Source organism: Coprococcus sp. RTP31081st1_H1_RTP31081_211007 (assembly GCF_040227275.1).
Lineage (GTDB): Bacteria > Bacillota > Clostridia > Lachnospirales > Lachnospiraceae > Coprococcus > Coprococcus aceti.
Genome location: NZ_JBEHVP010000009.1, coordinates 51,063 through 68,887, shown reverse-complemented (window position 1 = coordinate 68,887; position 17,825 = coordinate 51,063). Strand labels below are relative to the sequence as shown.

Genomic DNA, 17,825 nt, shown 5'->3' with positions numbered 1-17,825 from the left:
CTTTACTCAAAGTACCGTTTTATTTTGTCCTCCACCAAATTCGAACCGATCACAATTATGATCTCCTGCCCGTTCTCTATAGGTCTCACCTCGGTCTTTTTTACCGTGGCGTTGAGCTCTATCCATCCGGTGTCATTTACAGGGAGAAAACCCTTGATTCTAAAGACATCTCCGCATTCCTTATCCGCAAATATATCCCTGACTATCGTCTCAAGCCGCTCCTGAGGCATGACCTTATTCATGATATATACCGAGTTAAACACATCACTTTGTTTGAACCATAATTTTACATAGTCGTTTAATTTGTATCCGGTTGACATAAAACCTTCAAAGTCATCGTCCGTGAAATCATCCCAGTTCTTCTCCAGAACATCATCGCCGAACTGACGCTTACACTGAAATTCGGTGAGCACTTCATTGATATATTCTATTGTGCTCCTCTTCTCATCCTCCGATGCATCCTGAACCTTGCTCATCACCAGAGTTCCACAGTTCGCAACCTCAGACGCAAGCACATATCTGGACTGTCTGCTCATATCCCGGTCAAGTCCGGCATCGACTATGGAAATGATGCTTCCCACCTCATACCATCTGTCAAGTGGCTCCTCGTGGAGGACGTCAAAGAATTCATCCACATCAAATATTCCGGACGGTTCAACAATGACTCTGTCATAGCCGCTCATCCCCATCGCTATGAGCTTTGTCTTGAACCTTCTCTTGTGACAGTCCTCGCCGCAGCCACCTGCCACCATCTCAGCATGACAGTTCTCGCCAATCACATCCTGAAGAAGCATCATGTCCACGTTGACTGCACCATAATCATTTTCAAGGATTCCGACATTATATCCTTTGCCAACAAGGTAGCTCACATACTTCTTAATAAATGTCGTCTTGCCTGAGCCCAGAAAGCCCGTTATCAAATCTATCTTTACCATATGTCCACTCTCCTTATCTACGCGCGTTACCAGCTTGATCTCACATGAAATCCGCTGTCATTCTCCAGAGGTATCTCCCTGACATCCATATCCTCTATAAATATATATCTGTCATTTCTGAGAACTGCTATCACCTTGTCTATAGCCTCAGGCAGCCCCTGAGCCTCCATCTCAACAGAATCATCATATCTGTTGCACACCCAGCCGGTGACTCCGTACATGGATGCAGCATAGCTCGCCCTGTATCTGAAGCCAACTCCCTGCACTCTTCCTCTGAATGTATAATGTCGTCTTATCTTGTCCATATCTATATGTCCCATCTCTGTTATGATCTTCTCATATCTTACATTTTATATCCTGCTGCCCGCATCTTACACATCATGTTCAGCATCGTACTTTTCTGCGTCATACACGATATTTCCACCACAGATTGTATAGTGAACCCTTCCCGGGAGAGTCCATCCGGCAAATGGACTGTTGGATGCCTTTGACGCAAAGCTGTTCACTGTCCACTGCTCATTCTCGCCAAATATGACTATATCCGCAGGAGCTCCCTCTGCTATCTTGCCCGGTTCCATGCGGTAAAATTCTGCAGGATTCCTGCTCATTAGTTCCATGAGCTTCATGAGTGAGATATATCCAGGCTGTACAAGGGAATATATTCCAAGGGCAAGAGATGTCTCAAGCCCTGTTATTCCACTTGGCGCCTTGTCAAGCGGTCTCGCCTTCTCCTCACTGCTGTGCGGGGCGTGATCCGTCACTATCATATCTATTGTGCCATCCTGTATTCCCTCTATGATCTGTCTTCTGTCTTTCTCGGTTCTGAGTGGAGGATTCATACGCGCCATGGTTCCGTACTTCAGCACAGCATCCTCTATAAGGGTGAAATGATGTGGAGTTGCCTCCGCATGTACGTCCGCTCCAAGCTTCTTTGCAGTTCTCACTATATCCACGGAATTGCCTGAGCTTATATGCTGTATGCACACTGATGCACCTGTGTGAAGTGCAAGGACGCAGTCCCTTGCAACCATAATATCCTCCGCTGTGCGGGATGCACCGCCGTATCCAAGCTTTTCTGATACTTTTCCCTGATTCACTCCCGGCTGTACAATGAACAGCGGATCCTCTTCATGAAGACTCACCGGAAGATCAAGATCCCTTGCCTTCTCCATAGCCTCAAGAAGAAGCTTCTCATCCATGATTGGGATTCCGTCATCGGTAAATCCTGCTGCACCTGCAGCCGCAAGACTGTCCATGTCCACGAGTTCCTTGCCAGCAAGGCCCTTTGTGACTGTGGCTGTCTGAACTACATGTATTCCGGTCTTTGCACCTTTATCCTGTATATACTTGAGAGTCTCAAGGTTATCCACCGCCGGCTTTGTATTCGCCATACATACCACCATCGTGAAGCCTCCTCTTGCAGCGGCGGCGGCACCTGTCTCGATGTCTTCCTTGTACGTAAATCCCGGATCACGGAAGTGTACATGTGTGTCTACCAGTCCCGGTGCAACTACAAGTCCATCTGCATCGATGACCTCCGCACCCTCTGCCTCCAGATCGTATCCTGTCTTAACTATATGATTGCCGTCGATGAGCACATCCATGACCTCGTCTGTATGGGTGACCGGATCAATGACTCTTCCATTCTTTATCAATAACATTTGCCTGTTCTCCTCTATATAAATATTTTATTACTGTCTGTATGTGTTCTGCGGATCATACTGTGATGACTGACCGTAATGTGGCTGCTGACCGTAGCCGCTATACTGATTATTCTGCTGTGACTGCCGGCCATACTGGGTCTGCTGGCTGTAGCCATTCTGCTGATCGTACCGCTGTGGCTGACCATAGCCACTTGACGGCTGATTGTACTGTCCTGGCTGTTGAGTATAGCTGCCCGGCTGGTTGTACTGCCCCGGCCGCTGACCGTAACCATTCTGCTGACCATACCGAGGCTGCTGGCCATAGCCACTCTGCTGACCATATCGAGGCTGCCGGCCATAGCCACTCTGCTGATTATTGTACTGATCCGTCTGGCCGTATGCATTTGGCTGGAAGGTGTTCTGCCGCTTGCCATATACATTTGGCTGATTGTACTGCATGTTCTGTCCGTACATATTTGGCTGATTATATCCACACATAGGTATATATCTGAAGTTATACGGATTCACCCATATAGGATTTACCGCTATGATATGATCGTTCTTTGCCGCATGGGATATGAGCAGGAACATCAAAACCACAGACAGGATCAGAACCAGTATGCACAGGATCACGCTGGTGTCATCAATCGACAGCACAAAATCATACAGTCCGTGTATTCCCATGGTGCTAAAATACGCTATCAGCATATTGCCTGCGGCACCCTCGCCCTTGTTCGCATTCTCTCTCGCCTTTGAGTAGAAATATCCCATGATAACGCCGCATGAGCAGTGAAGTGGGATTGCTGTCACAGCCCTCAGGATTCCGAGTCCTATTCCACCCTGGAATACATACAGGATATTCTCCAGTGTTGCAAATCCGAGCGACGAGCACACGCCATATATAACGCCGTCATAGCTGTGGTCAAAGTTCTTATTTTTCCATGTAAGTATTAACATTCCAAGGAATTTGCCCAGTTCCTCGATCATCGCCACTATAAAGAAGCAGTTGACCAGCTCATAAACCGCCGTTCCGGATTCCAATCCCATATAGTATAACAATACGCCCCCAACCAGCTCCACGACTACTGCCGGTATCGTGCTGACAGCTCCCAGAACCGCAAGCCATACTAGCAGGCTCATTGGATCCCTGCTATTCTTATTTCTTCTGACTACAAATAACAGCAGTAACACCGAAGGTAATACTGCAAGTCTCAATGCAAATGCACTCATCCTTTACTCTCCCTGATATTTTCTTCCGTATAAATATATATACATATTAAAGATACCATTTTTAGCGTGAATCCACAATAAGCAGAGGCCTTTACCGACATTTTATTTCATTAATTAACTTTAATTTAGCCTAAATACAACTCAAGGCAGGTCATTCCATTTCAGAAGACCTGCCTTGAACCAATTTTCAAATGTATTCAGTTACGACTTACTGTGTGACATCAATATCTCCGCTACTAGTCTCGATATTGCACTTTCCATCTGCTTCCTCAACCGAGTCCGGTACATTTACATCACCGCTGGATGTCTTTGTATTGTATTCATACTTCATTTCTGAACCAATACCGATCGATACATCACCACTGGTTGTCACGACATTGATCTCAGAAGCATCACAGTCTCTAATCATTACGTCACCACTTGACGCACGACCGTTTATACATTTTGCCTTTATACTGCCAGATGTGATATTGCCACTGGAGGTCTTCAGATCAATATTATCCATCACCACATCACCAAGACTGACGTCACCACTGTTTGCTGATATTCTTGTATCCTTTGACGATACACTGTCAAGCTTAATGTCACCACTGCTGGTCGCCACCGTCAGAGCATCTGCATTTGCACCATTTACGATCACATCGCCGCTGGCGGCCTCTATATCGATATTGCCTATTGCCAGATAATATTCCATATCCACGTCACCACTGCTGGTCACAATCTTCAGATCATCGTACTCCGTACCAGCCAGATACACCGTCACGGACGGCCATGCTCCAGAGTACACACCAATGGAAATGTTAAATGCTGCGTTCCTGCTGTCGTCTGCGGTTATCCTGAGCACACCATCTGATATATCTACATGATGCGTCAGATTCTCACTGTCATAATACTCCACATAACTTGTATCTCCACTCGCCTTCTTCACGGCAACATCCACATCTGATGCGCTTTTTACATCAATTGCAGTGAATTTATCTTTTATATCAACAGTCTTCTTTACGTAGTTCACCGGCTCCGATGTCATGTGGGCCAGATTAACTGTCACATTCGGCCATCTGAATCCATTTACAGCAAGTGCTGAGATCACAGTGATAATGCCTGCCACGATCATGACCGATGCAACAATAACAGCTTTCTTTGTTCTACTCATGACTATTTCTCCTTTACAAACATTCTCTTTATTCCATTCACACTGGCCTTGCAGACCTTAAATATACCAACCGTAACAGGCTTAACCGATACAACAAACAATATCGCTATACCAACTCCTATGAGTGCTGCTCCGAGCATGAGAACTGCTGTGTAAGGGCTGTGGGCCACGAACAGAGGTATGGTACATATCAATCCGCCGATTCCCGCCACCACAAAGCTGAGCACCACCGCATAGAATGATATGAGAAGTGCAAATGCAACTATCCAAAGTGTCAGCAGCAATACCGCCGCCGTCATGAGAAGCGGTATCCACACCGGAGAGCCCAGAACTATGAGTACAACCTCCCATGCCTTGAGCTCGTGCTTCGGCTTGATCTTCTCCTTCACAAGCTTTGTAAGCGGCATATCTTCAAGTATCTGCTCCACTGCTGCATCAGGTGATCCCATATCTGCCACAGCCTCCTCCTCGGAAAGGCCGTCCTCCACGCGGTCATCTATCATCTCGCTATAGTAATCCATAAACCTGTTCACATCATCAGCCGGCATCGCACTGATCCTGCTTCTTATCGACTCAAGATATTCCTGTTTGTTCATCTCTGACTTCCTCCTTCACAATAAATCTGTATATGGATTCCAGTTCCTTCCACTCTTCCTTGAACTCTTCTATCCTGGCTCTTCCGGCATCCGTAATATGATAATACTTTCTGAGTCTTCCGTTGTGCTCCACGGAATGAACCGTGAGCAGCGCTCCCGCCTCAAGTCTTCTGAGGATAGGATAGAGTGTGGACTCTGATATCGTCACATACGGCTTCATATCTTTGATGATCTGATATCCATAGGAATCCTCGTCCTTGATGGCCGCAAGCACACACACGTCGAGCATCCCTCTCTTCAATTGTATATCCATCGCTATACCTCCTTACGCAGTATACTATACGTCGCATAGTATCATATGTCAAGTAGTATTTTCAGCACTCTACAAAAAGGAACAACAATGGGGTCAGGCACCTTTTACATAGATTTTACATTAATGTATATGAAACATAACAAACAGGGCGGGACATCTCACCAATGGGATGTCCCGCCCTGCTTACAAATTATATTCTGCTATATCTTAATCTGACACATGATATGTTTTCCATTATAGTATGTCGATGACATACTCCTTGCTGAACGAATGGCCAGCCTCAAGACTGTTTGAATACTCACGGTCCGCCAGATCTCCGTCATATCCCTCGCGGTCACACCTGCCAAACCAAGGCTCTATGCAGACAAATGGCGCATGTTTCTTTGCAGGAGACCATATGCCTATCTGCGGCACATCAAATCTCAACTGCAAAACCGGCGCATCAGATGAGTTCCTTAATGTAATCGTATTTATACCCTTACCATCCATGATCAGGGCATCCTCATCAAACATCTCATCACGCAGCTTTAAGACTCCATCTGTCAGTCTGTGCGTAACTGTTCTATCTCCAAGAACTCCATTTGCTGTCAAAAGACCACATTCAATCTCGTTCCTACCTGTGTGCATATCCAGAGAATAACCGCCGATGCCTCCCTCACACGCAAATGCAGGATGGGCACCGATAGAAAAATGAATCGTGTCAGTTCCCTCATTCACAACGGTCCACATAACATGTACAGATGAACCTTCAAGTCTGTATCCTATACAAAGACTGAAATCAAACGGATAGCTCTTCTGCCATGTATCATTCTTCTCAAGCACAAACAGCAGTGTATCACCAGTCTGGCCAGCCACTACAAACTCGCTGTCCCTTGCAAATCCGTGCTGAGGTATATTCTCATAAACCACCCCGTTATGTCTGTAACGCTGTCCTTCAAGCTTTCCCACAAATGGAAACAGCACAGGAGAAACTCTTCCCCAATACTCAGCATCACCGCACCACATGTATTCTCTGTCTGTCTCGATACTCTTCAGGCTCACAAGCTCAGCGCCGTGAGTATTCACCTTTATAGCGATCTTATCATTTTTTAATTCAACAATACCCATCATGTCCTCCTATACTCCAGCCAGTCTGGCTGATCATAATTTGCAAATAATATTATACACTTTTATAACATTATAACACAGGTACAAAAAAATACGGTCGCTTAATGAACTAATAAGCAACCGTATTTTATATAATTAAGCAATAGTCGCTGTCGGGGTTCCAAGTATCACATGAAGCCCCTTCTCCTTTGCCTTGCTGATGACATAATCGAAGAACGAAAAGTCATACTGCCCCTCCGTTTTTTCCATGATATGCCATGCAAACTCCGCTATACGGATGACATTGCATCCAAGCTCTACGATATTGTCCATATCCTCATCGATCATGGATATGTCCCACTGCTCTGGATAATAATCCGCAAATCGTTATCCAAGCGCGATCATTCTGTTAATGCAGCGGGAAGCTCCCTCCATCACCTCATCAGAAAGGACTATCTCTTCGCCACCTGTGCCCTTTAATACATTCAATATGTCAACCAGGGTAGTAAGTTTCATATTATGGCACATCAGCTTTGAAGAAATTGGATAGAACATTTTGTCAGGGCACTCATACTGAAGATGCTCCACAATACTGTGCTCTGTACCGATGATAAATTCTTTTTTCTCTGACTTTCTGGCATATGCCATAATTCCTGTGGTTGAACCTACATAATCAGCCTCTGCAACTACATCCGGCCTGCACTCAGGATGGACAAGAAGTTCCGCATGTGGATGTAACTCTTTTGCCTTCAAAGCATCATCTAGGGTAACCGCAAGATGTCTAGGACATCCGCCGTTAAAAAATGCAAATTCCTTTTCCGGCATCTGCTTTTGAACATAGTTTCCAAGATTCGGATCTGGAATAAAAAGAATCTTGTCATTATCAAGCTTGCTGCAGATCTGCACTGCTGATGAGGATGTCACACATACATCACAGGCAGTTTTCAATTCAGATGTCGTATTTATATAGGCGACAACCGCATATCCCGGATACTTCTTCTTCATCTCATCCAGCGTTTCAAGGTTCATCTGCTCAGCCATCGGACATCCGGCTTCAGGATTAGGCAGGTACACATTCTTATCAGGGGACAATATCTTACATGTCTCCGCCATAAAACGCACACCACACATTATTATATTTTTGCGGGAATCCTTGCTCGCCTCTACGCTAAGTCCATATGAATCTCCCATATAATCTGCAACTTCAAGAATCTCATGTCCCTGATAAGCATGTGCCAGTATGCAGAAATCTTTCTCTTTCTTCAGTCTGATTATCTCTTCCTGTATCTCTTTTATCGTCATTTTATTCTCTCCAAATCATTTTGTATTATTTCTCCCACTCCTGCCACGGAACAAGGAAGCCTGTCTCATCGAGCTTCTGCTCTATGTTGTCCAGGATCTCTTCACTTGGAGCCTCTATCAGATGGTAATGATATCCGTTCGTAGCATTTCCAAGCAGGGACGACTGGCTGTTTTCCAATTTTTTCATAAATTTTGCCACGTCGTATCTGGAAGCAATATTCATCTTTGCAGTAACACGATTGTACACCGTATGACTTATACTTACATTCTTTACAACACCGCCATAATCAACTATGATCGTGAGTTCTTCCTCAGTCCTGTCATAACCGTGTTTTACTTTAAACTCTCTCTGACATTTTGATTCATTCTTGTATATATAACCCCTGTTAGTTGCAATTATGCCATCATCAGCCGCCCTGATCACTGCAATATCCTGCACTATTATCTGTCTGCTGACTTCAAATTCTGACGCAAGCTTATTTGCCGGAACAGGGACATCTGAATTCTTCACAATGTCAAGTATCCTTTCCCTTCTCTCTTTTGCCTTCACTTTATCCCTCCGCATGAAGATTTTTCATCGATATATCCATTATAGGTGAGCTGTGTGTAAGCGCACCGCTTGATATATAATCCACTCCCAATGATATCAGGCTCTCTATGTTCTCTTTTGTAACATTGCCTGAACATTCTGTCTCCGCACGTCCATCGATCAAATCAATCGCAGCCCTCATCTGATCCGTTGTCATATTGTCAAGCATAATGATATCGGCTCCCGCTTCAACAGCCTCTTTTACCTGATCCAGTGTCTCAACTTCAACCTCTATCTTGCGGACAAATGGTGCATACTCCTTTGCCATTCTCACTGCATTGGTTATACTTCCCGCAGCGCCTATATGATTATCCTTAAGCAATACTCCATCCGACAAATTGTATCTGTGATTGCTGCCTCCGCCGACTCTGACTGCATACTTCTCAAATATACGGCAATTAGGTGTGGTCTTTCTGGTATCCAGCAGAGTAGTCTTGCTTCCTTTAAGAAGTTCTGCAACCTCATGGGTATACGTAGCTATACCACTCATACGCTGGAGATAATTAAGCGCAACCCTCTCGCCAGAGAGAAGAACCCTGATATCACCAGTCACAATTCCCATAAGCTGTCCAACCTTCACCTCATCGCCATCTTTGCAGAAGAACTCAACCTCAGTGCTGTCATCTAAGAGGGTAAATACTCTTGCATATACATCAAGTCCTGCAATGATTCCATCCTGCTTGCATATTAGGTCTACTTTTCCTTTCTGTGCCTTTGGCATCACCGCATTTGTGGATACATCCTCACTTGTGATATCCTCCTGTAAAGCCATCATTATAAGCTTGTCCGCATTCAATTTCATTGTTATCTGATTCATTCTCAGCCTCTTCTTTCCGTTTCTGTCAAAACTATATTCTTATATTCTCTAAACAAACCATCTATATCTTCATATTCAGACAGATCTATGTTGTCTTCTCCACAGCCTCTGTGCTCTCTGCTGAACATGATATCATCTGCTGCCCTCTGTGCAAATACAAGCGACTCAAGTAATGAATTGCTTGCCAGTCTGTTTCTGCCATGCACTCCATTACATCCGGCTTCTCCTACCGCGTACAATCCTTCCATGGAAGTCCTTCCGGCGAGATCTGCCTTCACTCCGCCCATGTGGTAATGCTGAGCCGGCACAACCGGTATCGGTTCAACAAGCACATCATATCCTTCATCCTTGCACTGCTTGTATATATGTGGAAAATGCTGCAGGATCACATCTCTTCCAAGCGGTCTCAGATCTTCCCACACATGCTCCGTTCCATCTATCGCCATCTGTTTCCATATTGCATGGCTGACTACATCACGAGGCTGCAGTTCATCTGTAAACCTTTCGCCCGCCTTGTTAAGAAGCCATGCGCCTTCGCCTCTCACAGATTCAGATATCAAAAATCTTCTTCCCTTATTCCGGCTAAACAGTGTTGTCGGGTGGATCTGCACATAATTCAGATTCTCTACCTCTACACCATGTTTTAAGGCAATTGCTATGGCATCACCTGTTATATGGGCAAAATTCGTTGAGTTCTTATATATGCCTCCGATTCCACCACACGCCAATACAACGTTGTTGGATCTAAGTATGCTTATATTCTTCGCCTCATCAGCTATAACCACTCCACCACAGGCATTGTCATTGCAGATGATGTCGAGCATAGTCGTATACTCATATATCTCGATATTAGATTTCTCCTTTGCGCACTCCAGCAAAGTGGATGTAATCTCTTTGCCGGTAATGTCCTCGTGGAACAATATTCTTGGCTGGCTGTGAGCTCCCTCCTTGGTGAAGGCAAGCTTTCCGCTCTCATCTCTCTCAAATCTGACTCCAAGCCTTATCAATTCTCTGATAACAAGATTCGATGATCTGATCATAAGATCGACTGTCTTTTTATTGTTCTCATAATGGCCGGCTCTCATGGTGTCTTCAAAATAATCTTCGTAATCTTCCTCACCCCGCAGCATACATATGCCGCCCTGGGCCAAAAAAGAGTCGGACTCATCAGCCCGCCTTTTTGTGATAATACAGACCTTTTTTGTCTCTGGAAAATTCAACGCACAGAACAAACCTGCAGCGCCAGTTCCCACAATAATAACATCATATACAGTGTTCATCATTTCTCCTCTTCAAGTAAGCATCATATTATTCTTTATAACCTGACTTGCATATAAACATAACATATGTAAACACATATGTAAAGATACATGTAATGTTATGTGTAAAGTTTTGATGTAAAGTTTTGAATTAGAGTTTTGAATTAATGTAAGTGCATGTACACCGTCTCTACTTTAAGACTTTCTTTATCTGTTTCTCTGTGGCAATCGGGTAGATATCATCCATATGCTTCATTATCCTCTCCCACGATTCCTCAGGGCTCTCACCATATGCGGACGTCACGTGGTCATATCCCCACAGCTTCTCCGGCATGGAATACACAGCCACATTCCATCCGTATTCCGCGCCCTTCTTGTTCAACCGTTTTCTGAAGTCACATGCGCACAGGTATGTCTGCATCTGGAGCTGTGTCATCGTACCCTCAAAGCCTTTCTCTCCGCCCTTGCCAAATCCGGCAAGCTTCTTTATATCGAATGAAAAAAGTTCTGTATTGTACATACTATCCAGCTTTTCTGCTGCAAATTCCGCATCGCTCTCCTCGTCTATCCGGTCATCCATGAACAGATCCATGATCTTCTTCTGCCTGAATGATGCAAGCTCATCATCCCATCTGGCATCGAAATCATATCCAGCTCTTCTATAATTTGCAAAATAGGGGAACCATTTCTTTGAGATAAATCCCGCCTTATTGTGGAAAAATTTGCCGTATGCGATATCGCCTCTTCTGGCTATGATCTCACGCCACACCCAAGGATCCCTCTGCGGGTCTTCACTCCACCAATACTTCTCCGTGGTTCGCTCTTCCACCGAAAATCCAGGTATCTCATTGCGGAAAAGAGGAAGAAATCCCACTTCCTCTATATATCCGATAAGTTCGTCCACCGTGTGCAGGCACTCCGGATCATCCTCCGAAACTCCATACATGATCCATGTTCCGTCTTTTGATTCCATAAACTCTCCTAAATTATTCGCCCCTCAAGGTGATCCATCTCATGGAGCACTATCTGGGCTATATATCCGTTGAACTTCATACGCTTTTTTGCAAATGATGCATCCTGAAACTCTACTTCTATGTCTCTATACCTTGTCACCTTTCTCGTGCCGTCCAGAGACAGACATCCCTCTTCTGTCTCGTAAGCCCCCGACTTTGACAGGAGTACCGGATTCAGCATGACAACATTGGCAAATCCCATACTGACGATGATTATCCTCTTCTTATATCCGATCATGTTGCCCGCCATGCCGACGCACCTCGCCTGATTTGCCGCTAATGTGTCCTGCATATCTGCTATGATCCCCGCATCCATAGTCGTCATCGGAGATGACTTCTGGCTGAGAAACATCTGATCTCTTACTATCTGTTTTACCATGGTCTATTACCTTTCCTTATCTACTCACCATTCTTCACGTACAGGAATAATTTCGACTTGAGCAGCTTCTTCGGCGTCGCCGAGATCTCGCATATCTCCTCGTATATGCGGTTGCACACGATAAAATACGCAGCCAGGGCAGTCAGCACATTCTTCTGATTTGCGCTCTGGAAATTGTACTTCCCTGTCTTCTCATTCTTCTCGCTTCTGGCATGTTTTACCAGGTTATAGTCATTCCACCAATCCGCGATCCTGCCATCCACAAATGCGCTGAACGGCTTCAACTCGATATCTTCAAATGTGTCTATCGTCCTCACTGCGTCAAGCCTGATAGCCGGGAATTTCCTAAGCACAGGAGTAAGCCTGTCATGTATATTGTACTTCTTCCTGTAATCGTCCTCCTCTACCATCTTGCAATATATCTCAATCAGAGAATCAATATTGCTGCAGATGTTCAGAAACATATTTATGTATCTGCTTGAAAATGTCGGGAAGTTGCTCTTGTGAATGTCCACATACTCCGAACTGATCCTGACATCCTTCTCAATGATCTGGTATTGCTTCCAGAAAATGTTCAGAAATTCCTTCTCAGTTATGACAACTCTGGTCTTCTTCACCAGAACATTTACCCACAAATGTCCCTGACCTATCCTGTCAAGCCTGACATCCTGACTCGTCCATACATCCTCAAGCGATGCGCCTGAAACCAACGCCACCATATCGCAAACCCGGGCCTCAGTATAATTGGCAAATGTCCTTCCATCATCCCGCGTCCGTTCACTCTTGCCGTACTTCCACGAAGCATACAATACCCCGCCGACTCTTAGCGCCTTCATAGCCTTCTCAAGGATCTTGTGCATATCGCTCTTGGCAACATGGAGCAGCGAAGCACATGCCCACACAGCGTCAAATTCATTCTCATAATTCATGTCCTCAATGCGCATATGTACAGCCGCTTTTCCCGTCAGCTCCTGAGTTTTCCTGCACATCGCCTCAGACGCGTCCAGAGACACAACCTTGTATCCCTTGTCCAGAAAATATTTGCTGTCACGGCCACTGCCGCAGCCAAGATCAAGAATCCTGCTGCCCGGCTTGAGATGTTCCTCAAAGCGCTTGTATATGTCCGACATGTCTGCATTTCTGGTTATCTCGGAATATCTGTCAGCATGTGTGTTGTAGTATTCTATTGTTCTGTTTGTATTTTTATCATCCATTAAAATCTGACCTCTTCCGGTTCATTGGTGGTGAGGGTTCGAATCCCTCAACACCTTCATATGTATCTACAGATTATTTGCCTTTCGCAGCAGCTTCTCAAAAGACTCCGCAAATCTCTGGTCATCCTCTTCTGTCCTCTTCCTCGGCCCTTTGATATGATTCCGGCTTGACGCCCTCCGCGCCTTCTTGTTCAGGTGTCTCTCCATAAGCATCTGATCGATGTTCTCATCCGTATACCATTTGCCCGACTGATGAATTGCATACGCACCTTTGCCAAGCGCCATCGCCGCCACGCCATAATCCTGCGTAACCACTATGTCGCCCCTGTGACAAATGCTTATCAGCTTGTAATCCACGGCATCCGCCCCGGCCCCAACCACGATAACCTCACTGTAATCAGATGTGAGGACATGGTTCGTATCGCAGAGAAGCGTTACCGGGATGTTATATTTTGTTGCTATGTCTTCAACTATATCAACCACCGGACACGCGTCAGCATCAACAAATATCTTCATTGACCTAGTCCTTTCTCGTGCTGTCTCTACAGCAACGACTTTAATTTAGACGCCTCCTCTTCTGTAAGTGTCACACCCTTACCCATCTTCTCATGCTCCGGTGCCCACTCTCTGATATCATACTTTGGTGTGCCACCGTTCCACGATATCTTATTAAGTTCCTTAGTCCATCCCTTTGCACTTTCCGAGATCACTCCTATGTGCTCCACTATTTCGTATTTAAAATCTGCCATTTTTTATGTATCTCCTTTATCCTTTAAAGATAAAGCCCGTCACAACTCTTTGTTTGATGTGATGGGCCGTTGTTAATCATTATATCTGTTTTTATGAGGCTTTTCAATGATGCTATATCCTCAGAGACGTGGGATTACAATTATTGGAGCGAAGAAAACAATTCTTGATCTATCATGTCCATTGACTTCATCTTTGACAACCACTCATATAATGCAGACATATGTAAGTTTTATACCTCTATGAATTTACATTACTCTCAAACACTGAACTGGTAGGTGGATCAAAAAGTAGAGTCTTATATCTCTATGAATTTACATTACTCTCAAACGGAAAATGAAACCTTTTTTACAGGAGCAAAGTCTTATACCTCTATGAATTTACACTACTCTCAAACATGATAATGTTGCTCTTTGTAGCCGTGATAGTCTTATACCTCTATGAATTTACACTACTCTCAAACATACCTAAAGCGTTAACCATTTGCTTAACAGTCTTATACCTCTATGAATTTACACTACTCTCAAACGAATATCTGAAAAAGTTCAAAGAGTATGAGGTCTTATACCTCTATGAATTTACACTACTCTGGTATGCTAAACACATAGGAATCAAAGCAGTCTTTTTCTATCTATTGCTTTTCTTTTATTCCTATTTCACAATTATCCTGTAATAGATAGAGGTGTGCGTCACCACTCTTGAAGCACTTGTGACTTCGTTCATTGAGACTGCTCCCTCTGCTTTGCAGGATTTTGCGTATTAGCTGGATGTTGACAGCATTTGTGCTGTACTTCGTATATCTAACCAGATTGTAACCCGCATTGAAGTGAGGATTCTATCTACTTACACTAAATGAATGAAAGGATTTTTATTATGTACATTATAGGCATTGATATTGGAAAAAATCATCACGAAGCTTCTATTGTTTCTCCTGAAGGCAAACAAATTGGGCATTCTCTTCGTTTTGCAACTACACACAAAGGGGCAGATTCTCTTATGAACTTTATCTTCAAAAACATTGGTAATTCCCCTTGTGTCTTCGGCATGGAAGCCACAGGTCATTACTGGTATCCGATTTATTCATTCCTCAAAGCCAGAGGATATACCATCTATGTAATCAATCCCATCCAGTCTGATTCCCTCAGAAAGATGTATATCCGGCAGACAAAAAACGATTCCATCGATTCTTTTCTGATTGCAGAAGTGATACGATTCGGTCAGTTTACCACCACTTCTATGGCAGACGAAAACATTCTTGCTATGCGGCAGTTATGCCGTTACCGTGATTCTGTGATTTCTTCCAGAACCGAAATAAAACTCCGCATCAGCACGATTATTGAGCAGATCTTCCCAGAGTATGAAAAACAGTTTTCTTCTCTTTGGCTGAGCACATCCATGGGCATTCTTGAAAAATACCTCACCCCTGAGAATATTGAGAATGCACCAATAGATGAGCTCTTTGAAATCATAAAAGATAAGAGCCACAACCGACTTACCAAAGCTAAAGCCATTTCCATCAAAGAAGCTGCAGCTGATACCTTTGGTATTAAGATAGCACAGGATACATTCTCTTTCCAGTTAAAACAGCTCATTGACAGAATGAATTTTCTTGATAAGCAGATTGAAGCTCTTGATATTGAAATCATGAAATACTATGAGCAGTTTGATTGTTACTTACATACAATCCCGGGAATAGGCATAATTGGTGCTGCTACTATTCTTGCTGAAATCGGTGATATAAGCAGATTTAAAAATTCCTCTGCATTAGTTGCCTTTGCTGGCATTGATCCAACTATACGTCAGTCGGGTGAATTTAACAGCACACATAACCATATGTCAAAACGTGGTTCACCTTACTTAAGACATGCCATTTTTCTTGCGGCTACCACCTGCTCTTTTCACAATAGCCCGTTGAATGCATATTACAAAAAGAAACGTGACCAAGGTAAACATCACTTAACTGCCACAGGAGCTGTAGCAAGAAACCTTACCACCGTAATTTATGCCGTGTTACGGGATAGTAAACCTTATGAACCTAAGAAGTTCTGTTAAATGTCTGGTAGTGAGACTAGGATTTAAGCCTGCCCGTGGGGAGGCTTAGTTGTAATGCAATCTTTTACAAAATCTTCATAAGATGAATATAATTGAAAGATTGCCATATTCTTTGATTCTAGTGCTCTTTCTGAACTCCAATAAATAATTGAAATTCCATTATTCTGATAATATAGACATAAATAATCATCATCTAAAATAGCAAACGGAATGACATCATAATCAAATAAATTTTCCTGTTCTTTATATACTTCTAACATTTCGTCCATCGGAATAACTACAAAGTTTTCCGTTACACCATCAATTAATATATCCAGTGTCCTTTGGGTTGCAATGATTGATTTTATTTCTTTAGGAATAATTCTATTCAGAGCTATTTCAATTGCATATTTCATTTCAATTACCTCCAACCAACGGAAATTGGCTCATTCTAATGGTCTTCTTACCTTGCGTATTTAATGGAATAAACACTCTGTGTGTACCAGTTGGTGTATCACTCGTACTAATATTAAAAGGGTACTCTTTCTTGTATATCATTACATTTTGATCTTTATTATAAATTACTTCATCCGGCTTCATAATAGTATCTTCACACAATTTTCCAACATTAACATCCTTTCCATATTGAGTTTTTTTAGGTGTAGATACAGTATCAGGATCATACATGTGTTTTCGTGAATGAATTGAAATGTAATCCGAAGCATCCAATCCCCCATTTTCTTTAAAAAACTCTGTATTTTCTATTGACTTCCCATAGCTGGTCTCAAACCAACATGAAAAATCTATAAAAAAGAAGTGGTCTTATACCTCTATGAATTTACACTACTCTCAAACGCAACTTTCTCCAGGCTACTACCTTATCTGTCTTATACCTCTATGAATTTACACTACTCTCAAACGTGTCATTGTCAATGCCTGTCAAGTGGCAGTCTTATACCTCTATGAATTTACATTACTCTCAAACGGTCATGTGGAATGTAGTCCGCACAGTGTGTCTTATACCTCTATGAATTTACATTACTCTCAAACGGTGAAGTAATAACAAAAACCGTTGGTGCAGTCTTATACCCCTATGAATTTACATTACTCTCAAACGCTTCGTCTGTCTTCTTTGCCAATCATTGCGTCTTATACCTCTATGAATTTACATTACTCTCAAACGCCTGTTCAGCAGTGAATATCATATCACCGTCTTATACCTCTATGAATTTACATTACTCTCAAACTTGTATATGTATATATAATAATATATAGCTGTCTTATACCTCTATGAATTTACATTACTCTCAAACCTCGTACTGAGCCACCCACAGCCTATAGCCGTCTTATACCTCTATGAATTTACATTACTCTCAAACGAGGTCAACAGCAATCAGCCGGAACTTCCAGTCTTATACCTCTATGAATTTACATTACTCTCAAACATGCTTATCAACTTTCTTTTCAAGCTGCTCGTCTTATACCTCTATGAATTTACATTACTCTCAAACTACTGCT

Annotated in this window: 20 protein-coding genes, 1 pseudogene and 1 CRISPR repeat array (1 of these 22 only partly in view); of the genes and pseudogenes, 1 reads left to right on the top strand and 20 read right to left on the bottom strand. The window is 43.3% G+C overall.

Going from position 1 to position 17,825, the window contains the following annotated elements:
• Positions 1-2 precede the first annotated feature (2 nt).
• From ABUA31_RS12890 to ABUA31_RS12805, 18 genes and pseudogenes are all read right to left on the bottom strand, one after another.
• Positions 3-935: a GTP-binding protein gene (locus ABUA31_RS12890; protein ID WP_349818292.1), complete on the bottom strand. Its 933-nt coding sequence runs from the start codon at positions 933-935 to the stop codon at positions 3-5.
• Positions 936-961: 26 nt separating this feature from the next.
• The gene (locus ABUA31_RS12885) at positions 962-1,255 is read right to left on the bottom strand and encodes an acylphosphatase (RefSeq protein ID WP_015534784.1); all 294 of its coding nucleotides are present in this window, start codon (positions 1,253-1,255) and stop codon (positions 962-964) included.
• Between the two features lie 51 nt (positions 1,256-1,306).
• Complete coding sequence (locus ABUA31_RS12880; RefSeq protein WP_117874285.1) at positions 1,307-2,596, bottom strand: dihydroorotase; 1,290 nt, start codon at positions 2,594-2,596, stop codon at positions 1,307-1,309.
• A gap of 30 nt (positions 2,597-2,626) precedes the next feature.
• On the bottom strand, positions 2,627-3,808 hold the full coding sequence (locus ABUA31_RS12875) for a PrsW family intramembrane metalloprotease (protein WP_349818291.1): 1,182 nt from the start codon (positions 3,806-3,808) through the stop codon (positions 2,627-2,629).
• 208 nt (positions 3,809-4,016) lie between these two features.
• The gene (locus ABUA31_RS12870) at positions 4,017-4,961 is read right to left on the bottom strand and encodes a DUF4097 family beta strand repeat-containing protein (protein ID WP_349818290.1); all 945 of its coding nucleotides are present in this window, start codon (positions 4,959-4,961) and stop codon (positions 4,017-4,019) included.
• Positions 4,962-4,963: 2 nt separating this feature from the next.
• Positions 4,964-5,557 carry a DUF1700 domain-containing protein gene (locus ABUA31_RS12865; RefSeq protein WP_349818289.1) on the bottom strand — a complete coding sequence of 198 codons (594 nt, stop codon included), beginning with the start codon at positions 5,555-5,557 and terminating at the stop codon, positions 4,964-4,966.
• On the bottom strand, positions 5,535-5,870 hold the full coding sequence (locus ABUA31_RS12860; RefSeq protein ID WP_022216808.1) for a PadR family transcriptional regulator: 336 nt from the start codon (positions 5,868-5,870) through the stop codon (positions 5,535-5,537). The genes ABUA31_RS12865 and ABUA31_RS12860 overlap by 23 nt, the downstream gene beginning before the upstream one ends.
• Positions 5,871-6,104: 234 nt before the next feature.
• Positions 6,105-6,977, bottom strand: a complete 873-nt coding sequence (locus ABUA31_RS12855) for an aldose 1-epimerase family protein (RefSeq protein WP_349818288.1) — start codon at positions 6,975-6,977, stop codon at positions 6,105-6,107.
• A 135-nt stretch (positions 6,978-7,112) separates the two neighbouring features.
• A pseudogene (locus ABUA31_RS12850) lies at positions 7,113-7,322 on the bottom strand (beta-galactosidase); the annotation flags it as partial.
• A gap of 21 nt (positions 7,323-7,343) precedes the next feature.
• A complete protein-coding gene (gene nadA / locus ABUA31_RS12845) occupies positions 7,344-8,258 on the bottom strand; it encodes a quinolinate synthase NadA (protein ID WP_015534792.1) in 915 nt (304 codons plus the stop codon).
• 25 nt (positions 8,259-8,283) lie between these two features.
• Positions 8,284-8,808 carry a transcription repressor NadR gene (locus tag ABUA31_RS12840; RefSeq protein ID WP_156327928.1) on the bottom strand — a complete coding sequence of 175 codons (525 nt, stop codon included), beginning with the start codon at positions 8,806-8,808 and terminating at the stop codon, positions 8,284-8,286.
• A gap of 1 nt (position 8,809) precedes the next feature.
• Positions 8,810-9,664 carry a carboxylating nicotinate-nucleotide diphosphorylase gene (nadC, locus tag ABUA31_RS12835; RefSeq protein ID WP_055224166.1) on the bottom strand — a complete coding sequence of 285 codons (855 nt, stop codon included), beginning with the start codon at positions 9,662-9,664 and terminating at the stop codon, positions 8,810-8,812.
• A 2-nt stretch (positions 9,665-9,666) separates the two neighbouring features.
• Complete coding sequence (locus ABUA31_RS12830) at positions 9,667-10,947, bottom strand: L-aspartate oxidase (RefSeq protein WP_055273524.1); 1,281 nt, start codon at positions 10,945-10,947, stop codon at positions 9,667-9,669.
• Positions 10,948-11,113: 166 nt separating this feature from the next.
• Positions 11,114-11,896 carry an AlkZ-related protein gene (locus ABUA31_RS12825; RefSeq protein ID WP_349818287.1) on the bottom strand — a complete coding sequence of 261 codons (783 nt, stop codon included), beginning with the start codon at positions 11,894-11,896 and terminating at the stop codon, positions 11,114-11,116.
• A gap of 8 nt (positions 11,897-11,904) precedes the next feature.
• Positions 11,905-12,315, bottom strand: a complete 411-nt coding sequence (locus tag ABUA31_RS12820; protein WP_015534796.1) for a peptide deformylase — start codon at positions 12,313-12,315, stop codon at positions 11,905-11,907.
• Between the two features lie 20 nt (positions 12,316-12,335).
• Complete coding sequence (locus ABUA31_RS12815) at positions 12,336-13,529, bottom strand: class I SAM-dependent methyltransferase (protein ID WP_349818286.1); 1,194 nt, start codon at positions 13,527-13,529, stop codon at positions 12,336-12,338.
• A 66-nt stretch (positions 13,530-13,595) separates the two neighbouring features.
• The gene (locus ABUA31_RS12810; protein WP_118017424.1) at positions 13,596-14,045 is read right to left on the bottom strand and encodes a YaiI/YqxD family protein; all 450 of its coding nucleotides are present in this window, start codon (positions 14,043-14,045) and stop codon (positions 13,596-13,598) included.
• A gap of 26 nt (positions 14,046-14,071) precedes the next feature.
• Positions 14,072-14,278: a YdbC family protein gene (locus tag ABUA31_RS12805; protein WP_004853874.1), complete on the bottom strand. Its 207-nt coding sequence runs from the start codon at positions 14,276-14,278 to the stop codon at positions 14,072-14,074.
• A gap of 871 nt (positions 14,279-15,149) precedes the next feature.
• Here ABUA31_RS12805 and ABUA31_RS12800 point away from each other — a divergent pair.
• The gene (locus tag ABUA31_RS12800) at positions 15,150-16,328 is read left to right on the top strand and encodes an IS110 family RNA-guided transposase (RefSeq protein WP_349818285.1); all 1,179 of its coding nucleotides are present in this window, start codon (positions 15,150-15,152) and stop codon (positions 16,326-16,328) included.
• A 23-nt stretch (positions 16,329-16,351) separates the two neighbouring features.
• Here the strand turns inward: ABUA31_RS12800 and ABUA31_RS12795 are convergent, their stop codons facing one another.
• Together ABUA31_RS12795 and ABUA31_RS12790 are read right to left on the bottom strand one after the other, a co-directional pair.
• The gene (locus ABUA31_RS12795; protein ID WP_021981973.1) at positions 16,352-16,723 is read right to left on the bottom strand and encodes a hypothetical protein; all 372 of its coding nucleotides are present in this window, start codon (positions 16,721-16,723) and stop codon (positions 16,352-16,354) included.
• Position 16,724: 1 nt separating this feature from the next.
• Positions 16,725-17,036, bottom strand: coding sequence for a hypothetical protein (locus ABUA31_RS12790; protein ID WP_349818284.1), 312 nt, complete (start codon positions 17,034-17,036; stop codon positions 16,725-16,727).
• 90 nt (positions 17,037-17,126) lie between these two features.
• Positions 17,127-17,825: a CRISPR direct-repeat array (repeat unit 36 nt; unit sequence GTCTTATACCTCTATGAATTTACATTACTCTCAAAC); it runs 1,441 nt beyond the window's last position.